We start from the raw sequence: 1,380 nt of genomic DNA on the forward strand, positions 1-1,380 counted from the left end.
CGCTGGAGGCGCGCATCATGATGATCCGCGCCTCGCGTTCGGCGCTGGGATAGTCGATCCAGTGATAGACGCAGCGGCGGCGCAGCGCCTCGTGCAGATCGCGCGTGCGGTTCGACGTGAGGACCACGACCGGGCGTTCCGTCGCGCGAACCGTGCCGCGCTCGGGAATTGAGATCTGGAAGTCGGAGAGGAATTCGAGCAGGAAGGCCTCGAACTCCTGATCGGCGCGATCGATCTCGTCGATCAGCAGCACGGTGGAATCGGGCGCGCGGAGCGCGGCCAACATCGGCCGCTCGATCAGGAAGGTCTCGCCATAGATGTCGATGCTCTCGTCGCCGGCCTGGCGGATCGCCAGCATCTGGCGGGGGTAGTTCCACTCATAGAGTGCGGCAGAGGCATCGATGCCCTCATAGCACTGCAGGCGGATCAGGCGGCGGCCGAGCACGGCGGCGATCGCTTTTGCCGCCTCCGTCTTGCCAACGCCCGGCGCACCTTCCAGCAGCAGCGGCTTGCCGAGCGCGAGGCCGAGATAGGCTGATGTCGCAAGGCCCTCGTCGGCGAGGTAATAAGCTGCCCGAAGCGCTTTCTCCAGCGCCTCCGGGCTGTCGATGCCGACGATGTTGCTGCGAACCGCCACGGCCGCTCCTCTAGCGCCGTGCCTGCGGTCGCGCGCCGCCTTGGCTCTTGATCGCGCGCAGCACCTTTTCGGGCGTGATCGGCAGATCGTCGATCCGCACACCGACCGCATTGAAGATCGCATTCGCAACAGCGGGCAGCACCGGGTTGGCGCACATCTCGCCGGGGCCCTTGGCCCCGAAGGGACCATCAGGAGCAGGGCGTTCCAGCACCGCGATATCGTGCGGGCAGATGTCGCCGGGGCCGGGCATCAGGTATTCGACGAAGTCGCGGGGGCCGTGAACGGGGTCGGGATAATAGGGCTCCGGCGTCTCATAGAGCGCGTGGCTGACGCCCATCCAGGCGCCGCCGACCAGCTGTTGCTCGACCAGGCGCGGGTTGAGCGCGCGGCCGAGCTCATAGGCGGAATCCATCCGGACCATCGCGACCTCGCCGGTCTCGTCGTCCACCTCGACCTCGGCGACGAGGCAGGCATGGGCGTAACAGGTCGCCGGTGACATCTCGCCGGTCTCCGGATCGACGTTGGAGAGCGGGACCAGGAAGATGCCGCGGCCCGAGATGGTCTTGCCCTGCTTGAACTGCGCGGCGATCGCGACATCCTTGGTCGAGATCGAGCGATGCGGCGCGCCCTTGACGTGGATATTGCCGCGGCCGTCGGTTTCGAGATCGGCGGCGTTGACCTCGAGCTCCTCGGCGGCCGCTTCCATCATCACGCCGCGGGCCTCGCGCGCGGCCGCCATCACG

Annotated in this window: 2 protein-coding genes; both read right to left on the reverse strand. The window is 67.5% G+C overall.

What is annotated here, in order from left to right; genetic code table 11:
- Nucleotides 1-637: MoxR family ATPase (locus MOV75_RS38185; protein WP_247008004.1), on the reverse strand; the 637-nt coding region annotated here is incomplete at its 3' end.
- Nucleotides 638-647: 10 nt separating this feature from the next.
- Nucleotides 648-1,380, reverse strand: a 733-nt coding sequence (locus tag MOV75_RS38190) for a molybdopterin cofactor-binding domain-containing protein (RefSeq protein WP_247008005.1), incomplete at its 5' end; no start/stop codon positions are given.

The organism is Bradyrhizobium sp. PRIMUS42 (assembly GCF_023006515.1).
Taxonomy (GTDB): Bacteria; Pseudomonadota; Alphaproteobacteria; order Rhizobiales; family Xanthobacteraceae; genus Bradyrhizobium.